Genomic DNA, 7060 nt, shown 5'->3' with positions numbered 1-7060 from the left:
GTTCAAATCAATTGGTATCTGAATTCCCGGCCACTTAAATGTCTTAACTGGCGCACACCAATCGAGATCTTCCTGCTTAATTTACGTCATTAAATTCGTTCAAGTTATTTCTTGCAATCTGCCAAAATTAAAGGTTGAGGGAGTTCCTCAGCCTTTTTTATTATTCGAATGAACATTCACCGTTTAATTTGGTAGAATATTAGTAAATTAGAAAAAAGGTCTGCGATAGAAATTGACAAAAGTATATTTGATTCGTCATGGAAAAACCGAATGGAACCTCCAGTCCCGCTATCAGGGTGCTCATGGAGATTCGCCGCTGCTGGAAACCAGCTACCACGAGATTGAACAACTCGCCGAATCCCTGCGGCCGGTGCCAATTGCCCACGTTTACGCCAGTCCGTTGAAGCGGGCTCGGGTGACCGCTCAGCGCTTGATTGATAATATCAATCGGCCGATCCCACTGACGCTTGATAGTCGCCTGGCAGAATTCAACCTCGGCAAGATGGAAGGGATGCATTTCGATGAGGTGGCGGCCAAGTGGCCGGAAGCGCTGGACAATTTCCGACACCATCCTGACAAGTACGATGCCCAGTTAATCGAAAGTGAGAGCTTTCAAGAGGTGATTGCCCGGGTCGGGACGGCAATCAAGGAATTCTGCCGGAACAATCCGGACGAAAACATCGTGGTCGTTTCCCATGGAGCGGCTTTGAATGCGACCATCAATGCGCTGCTTGGGACCCCACTGGCGCATTTGAAGGATCGGGGTGGGCTGTCTAACACCTCCACCACAATTCTTCAAACCACTGATGCTGAGCATTTTGAACTTGAGAAGTGGAACGACACGTCCTACCTTCACAAGACGAAGGTTGATCCAACCGACACGATTTAAGAGGTGAATGAGATGACAGAAAAGAAAGATTTTCGTGATAGTGAAAAGAAACAAACCGAAAAGCTGGTTCACAAGTTAATTCAGGCCATCGACGAACACCCAGACAAGGTCAACAACTACTATGACCTGGGATCACTGCTGACCCGCTTGAACGATTACCAGCAAGCCGAGGAACTCTTCATGAAGGCCCTCGGGATTTTTGAGGCCAAAAATGACCAAGAGGCCCAGGATCTACTAAACTATGGGCTAGGCAACCTCTACTATGAGGTGGGGAAGGTCGATCGGGCAATTGAGCTTTACAACAAGATCAAGGATGACAAGCGCAAGGCCGACTCCTATCTGATGTTGGCCCAGAGCTACATGAAGAAGGGGCAGCACAAGCAGGCGGTCGCTTACGGCTTGACCGCCCATGAGCTGCGCCAGGAAGACCCGGACATTAACCAGGTGATTGGGGACTCACTCCTCGCGCTGGGCGAATTCAAGCAGGCTAAGGGCTACTACGATGCAATCTTGAAGCGGCATCCGGGCCGCGCCGACACCCAGTTCAATCGGGGACTGGTTGCCATGGTTCTGGGCGAGCCCTACCAGGATTACCTGACCCAGGCCAAGCAGCTGGACCCAGTCTACTACCAGAAGAGTGAACAACGAATTAACGACATTGAAAAGACCCTGCGCACAAACCAGGGTGATTAACATTCGGAACATGAAAGGATGACTTCAATGGCTGACGAAATCGATTTATTTAAGACGCCCGCGGAGCCGTCTTTTTTTATTGGTCAGGTCCAATCGGAAATCTTCACCAGCCCCGACTCCTTCTATAAGGTACTGATCGTCTCGGTGGAGGATGCTAATTTTGACTGGAACGAGAACGAAATCACGGTTACCGGGAGCTTTGGTGAACTCAGTGACGACCAGACCTACCGCTTTGAGGGTCAATTGGTCGACCATCCCCGCTATGGCCGCCAGTTCCAGGCCCAGTCTTACCACGTTAACCAACCGACGAGCAGGGAAGGGCTGATCGAGTTCCTTGCCAGCAAGCGGTTTAGCGGAGTGGGAAAGAAAACGGCTGAAAAGGTCGTCGATACCCTCGGAACCAACGCAATCGAAAAGATCACTGCTGATCCCCACGTTTTGGATGCCCTCAACCTCCGTCACGGGGTCAAGCAGTCCCTGGTGGAGAACCTCAACGCCAGCCAGGGGATGGATCAGATTATTATCGGCTTAAATGACTTGGGCTTTGGCAGCAACCTCAGCAGTGCTATCTTTGACAAGTACGGCGACGAAACCCTTCACATCATTCGCGAGAATCCCTACCGCTTGGCGACGGACATTGATGGGATCAGTTTCAAACGAGCCGACCAGGTGGCGGCCCACCTGAAACTGCCAGCCGACGATCCGCGGCGGATTAGTGCGGCTATTTTTCAGAGTTTGGACGACCTGACAATGGAAACTGGGGACACCTATACCACCACCCAGCCGCTCCTCCAGCAGGCTGTTTCCCTGCTGAACGCGGACGAACGGGGAATGGTGAGTGTTGATGCGGTGGCTGATCAAATCGTGGCCCTTGAGAAGAGAAACGCCATCAGCTACGAGGAACAGCGGATCTACCCGGCAGCGCTGTTTAAAGCAGAGTGGCAGATCGCCGAAAACCTCCACCGGATTTTCACCGCCCCCGGCGAGCAGATTGACCCGGCCACCGTGGATCAGGTAGTAGCTAAGACGAGCACCCAGGCCGGAATCAAATACGACCCGGTCCAGACCAAGGCGATTAAGCAAGCGCTGACGCATAAACTTCTCCTGCTGACGGGGGGACCCGGGACCGGCAAGACAACTATCATCAAGGGAATCGTAGCGGCCTATGCCGAATTGCACCAAATTTCTTTAAATCTCGGCGAATACAAGGACAATTCCTTCCCGGTCCTGCTGGCGGCGCCAACGGGACGGGCGGCTAAGCGGATGAGCGAAGCAACTGACCTGCCAGCCAGCACCATTCACCGGATGCTGGGGCTCAATGGCCGAGAGGTGCCGACGGACATGAACGCCCGTGACATTAAGGGCTCACTGTTGATTGTCGACGAGATGTCGATGGTTGACACCCTCCTCTTTAAGACCCTGGTTCAGGCGATCCCGACCTCGATGCACGTCGTCTTAGTTGGTGACAAGGATCAACTGCCCTCGGTCAGTCCCGGTCAAATTTTCCACGACCTGCTGGCCTTTGGTGATCTGCCCCAGGTGGAATTGACCAATATTCACCGCCAATCGGCCGACTCGACGATTATTCCGCTGGCCCACGCCATCAAGGAGGGCCACTTGCCGGCTACTTTAACCAATCGGATGGCCGATCGTTCCTTTATCCAGTGCCACGCTCCCCAGGTGCCAAGCATTGTGCACCAAATTATTGATCTTGCAGCCAAGCGGGGTTATTCGGCCGACGATGTCCAAATCCTGGCGCCGATGTACCGTGGTCAGGCAGGGGTTGACAATCTCAATCAGCTGGCTCAGGCGGCCTACAACCCGCCGACCAAGGATAAGCAGGAAATCGAATTCCGGGGACAGACCTTCCGGGTGGGGGACAAGGTTTTGCAACTGGTGAACAGTCCGGAAAACAACGTCTTTAACGGCGATATCGGTCGGATTACCGCGATTGAGGCCCGGGGAAAGAAAGGCGCCAAGAGGACGGCTACGATCACGATCGACTTCGATGGCAACGAGGTTACTTATGGCCGACAGGAGTGGAGCCAAATCCGGCTGGCCTACTGCATTTCGATTCACAAGTCCCAGGGGAGCCAGTTCAAGATGGTCCTTTTGCCACTGGTAACACAGTTTAATCGAATGCTGCAGCGCAACCTGGTCTACACGGCTATCACCCGGGCGGCCGAGAAATTGGTCCTGATCGGTGAACCGGCGGCCCTGGTGACAGCAATCCATAATACGGGGGTTAATCGCAAGACAACCCTTCTCCAGCGGCTCCAGACTGTCTGGCAGCGTCATTTTGACTTGAAGTCGCCGCTGGATTCACCGGCCAACGGGGGATCGGGTGTTGTGACACCGGCATCTTCAGCAGCCCAGCCACAGCAGACTAGCACGCCCCAGTCACCTCAGTCGGCGCTAATCGATCCGGCTTTTCCACGCCTCCTGACGGCCCAACTGATCCAGCAGGAGGCGGTTGATCCCATGATCGGGATGAACGGCATCCGGCCCCAGGACTGTTAGTCGAGATTTTGACTTGATTGCCCGCGGATTTGTTGCGATAATGAAAGTGAATTTTTTGCATAGAACAAAAGGAGCAAAATGATGACCCAGATTAAGAATGCTAAGAACGTCCGCCTGTTTGCCTTAAACTCGAACCGGCCACTGGCCCAGGCCATTGCCGAACGGATCGGTTTGCCGCTGAGCAAGGCCTCGATCAGCCACTTCGCCGATGGGGAGATTAAGATTACCATCGACGAGAGTGTGCGGGGCTGTGAGGTCTACGTGGTTCAGTCCGTTTCTGACCCGGTCAACACCAATCTGATGGAGCTGTTGATCATGGTCGATGCCCTGCGGCGGGCGAGTGCTGCTAAGATCAACGTTGTGATGCCTTATTACGGGTACGCACGGCAGGATCGCAAGGCCCGCAGTCGGGAACCAATCACCGCTAAGCTGATTGCCAACCTGCTGGAAATGGATCAGATCGACCGTCTGGTAACGATTGATCTTCATGCCGCCCAGGTTCAGGGCTTCTTTGATATTCCAGTGGACCACCTTCAAGCCACTAGCCTGCTAGCCAAGTACTGTGAACAGCAGGGCCTGACCGGTGACAACGCCGTGGTGGTTTCCCCTGACCATGCTGGGGTTAGTCTGGCACGGAAGCTTGCGGAACGGATCAAGGCCCCAATCGCGATTGTCGACAACCGGGCAGATGAGGTTCGGGAACGGGACATCCAGGAGGTTCCAGAGTACGTTATTGGGGACGTCAAGGATCGCAATGCCATCATCGTCGACGACATTGTGGACACCGGAATCCGGATGAAGCTGTCGGCGGCTGCTTTGCAGAAGTTTGGTGCCAAGAAGATCTATGGGGTCGCAACCCACGCCGTCTTGTCCGGGGATGCGGTCAACACCCTGGAAGGTTCCGGACTGGAAGAAATGATCGTGACCGACACGATCAACCTGCCGGAGGAGAAGTGTTTCAAGAAGCTGGTCCGGCTGTCCGTTGCCGACCTGCTGGCCGAGGCGCTTGTCCGGATTCACAACCACCAATCCATCGACACGCTCTTCAACCACAATTAACATTTGGAAAGTGTTGGACCATGTTAAACCGGTTCAGCACTTTTTTGCATTTTTGAAAAGGGGAAGGAAAATTGCTGCAGCTGCTTTCGTTAATCTTAATTGGCTTTCTCGTCGGAATCTTTGTGATCTCGCTCGGCGGCGGTGGTGGGGCGATTTACCTCGGCGTTTTAACTGGGATCTTTCGTCTCGCCCCTGCTGCAGCGGCGGCAACCTCAATTGTGACGGCGCTGCCGGCTTTAGTAATCGGTGCCTGGTCTTACTACCGAAAGGGCTTGATCGACTTCAAACTGGGGAGCCGGATGATGCTGGCGGCCATCCCGAGTATTTTCATCGGCTTTTTCATCTCGCCTTTCATCCCTCAGCAGATCTATAAGGTCGTGATCGGGCTGATCCTGGTCGCCCTGGGCCTGCAGATCATTTACCAGCTCTACCACAACCGTCCCAGTAAACGCCACCGCCTGTCGCCAGGACTAGCCAGTGTCCTCTACGGGATCCTCGGTGGCTTGATGGTCGGTGTTGCGGGCTTGAGTGGTGGCGGACCAATCACGGCCGGCCTGCTGATCCTCGGTGTGCCGATGAAGAACGCTTCGGCGACCTCGTCCTACGTGCTGGTCGGCATGTCAATCGTTGGGGCCCTGCTGCACCTCACTGGGGGCAATGTTGATTGGCAGGCGGCCGGCGGGTTGATTGCGGGTTCACTGGCCGGGGCCCTGCTCGCCCCGACAGTGATCATCTGGCTGACCAACAAGCCGTCGCGGGCCTTTTTGGTCAAGCTCTTCATGGGGATCTTCGTGGCCACCATGGGGATCGTTTCAATGTGCTAAACCAATAAAGCCACTGAAAACTGTGTTGACGCAGTTTTCGGTGGCTTTTTGAATGTGATTTGGAAGGCTAATCAACCAGGTCAAAGTGGGGAAGCTGGTTGACGAACGCCTGGTAGGCGGCCTGTTCACCGGTGCTTTCGACCTGGACCTGTCCCGGCTTGACGTTTGCCTGGTGCAGGTCTACCTCATCCACCGTGATCCTTTCCGTGAAGGTGGCGTTGCCGATCAGCTCGATCCAGTAGTGCTGGTCTTCGTAGTGGACGATGGTGCGGACCTTGCCGCCCGGATTGAAGACGTCAATCGGCTGGTTGAAGCTGGCCTGGTCGGGATGAAGGAGGACGAAGGCCAGGCTGGTGGCCGACATTCCGGTCCCGCAGGCGTTGGTAAAGCCGACGCCCCGTTCGTAGGTTCGGACGAATAATTGGTTCTGCCCCAGGATATGGGCAAAGTTGACGTTGACCCCGTCGGTGAAGTAGGGGTTAGCTCCGTTGAGCCGTTTCCCGATCACGCCCAGGACGTCATCCTGCAGGGCGGGCCGGTCAACAAATGAGATCAGGTGCGGGTTCGGCACCGCGATGGCGGAGAAGGTCAGCTGGGGCCAAATTTCGGGAACCGGGGTGCCGAGCAAGCGGTCGTGGCCGAGCTTTTCATACGGCAGGGCCTCCCGGTTGAAGCGGACCGGCGAGATCTCGACGGCAAAGGCGGGCACACCGTCGGCCAGGTCGGGCTGGCGCCGCACCTGAAGGCTGGCGTCCAGGGTGTCAACGGCAAAGTGATCCAGCCCGTCTCGTTCCGCCACGTAACGGGCCACGGTCCGCAGCCCGTTGCCGCACATCGTGGCCTCGCTCCCGTCGGCGTTGATGACCCGCATCTGGGCCTGGGAACCGGGCCGGGTCGGTTTATTGACGACCAGCAGCCCGTCGGCACCGCCGAGGAGGCCGTCCTGGGGATCGGTGAGCTGTTGTGCCAAGCTGGCGAGCTCGGCGTCGGTCAGGGACTGGTTTAAGGTGGTTTGATCGAGGATGAAGAATTGGTTGGCTGAACCATGGACTTTCAGTAGGGTTGGCATAGAAAA

At 55.3% G+C, this 7060-nt stretch carries 6 protein-coding genes; 5 read left to right on the top strand and 1 reads right to left on the bottom strand.

Features of this window, described 5'->3' with window-relative positions; genetic code table 11:
- The first annotated feature begins 232 nt into the window (after positions 1-232).
- From OCT58_RS03155 to OCT58_RS03135, 5 genes are all read left to right on the top strand, one after another.
- Positions 233-889 (top strand): histidine phosphatase family protein, encoded by a 657-nt coding sequence (locus OCT58_RS03155; RefSeq protein WP_267201393.1) that lies wholly within the window; start codon positions 233-235, stop codon positions 887-889.
- Between the two features lie 12 nt (positions 890-901).
- Entirely contained in the window at positions 902-1582 is a 681-nt protein-coding gene (locus tag OCT58_RS03150) for a tetratricopeptide repeat protein (RefSeq protein ID WP_267201392.1), read from the top strand.
- Positions 1583-1609: 27 nt separating this feature from the next.
- Entirely contained in the window at positions 1610-4102 is a 2493-nt protein-coding gene (recD2, locus tag OCT58_RS03145) for an SF1B family DNA helicase RecD2 (protein ID WP_267201391.1), read from the top strand.
- Between the two features lie 81 nt (positions 4103-4183).
- Entirely contained in the window at positions 4184-5161 is a 978-nt protein-coding gene (locus OCT58_RS03140) for a ribose-phosphate diphosphokinase (protein WP_267201390.1), read from the top strand.
- Between the two features lie 71 nt (positions 5162-5232).
- Positions 5233-5985 carry a sulfite exporter TauE/SafE family protein gene (locus tag OCT58_RS03135; protein ID WP_267201389.1) on the top strand — a complete coding sequence of 251 codons (753 nt, stop codon included), beginning with the start codon at positions 5233-5235 and terminating at the stop codon, positions 5983-5985.
- Positions 5986-6052: 67 nt separating this feature from the next.
- Here OCT58_RS03135 and dapF read toward each other — a convergent pair whose 3' ends face one another.
- Positions 6053-7054 (bottom strand): diaminopimelate epimerase, encoded by a 1002-nt coding sequence (dapF, locus tag OCT58_RS03130; protein ID WP_267201388.1) that lies wholly within the window; start codon positions 7052-7054, stop codon positions 6053-6055.
- Between the last annotated feature and the right edge of the window lie 6 nt (positions 7055-7060).

The sequence above is a fragment of the Limosilactobacillus kribbianus genome, assembly GCF_026413145.1.
Taxonomy (GTDB): Bacteria; Bacillota; Bacilli; order Lactobacillales; family Lactobacillaceae; genus Limosilactobacillus; species Limosilactobacillus kribbianus.
Note: the sequence above shows the minus strand (reverse complement) of the source record. Positions and strands in the feature narration are given on the sequence as shown.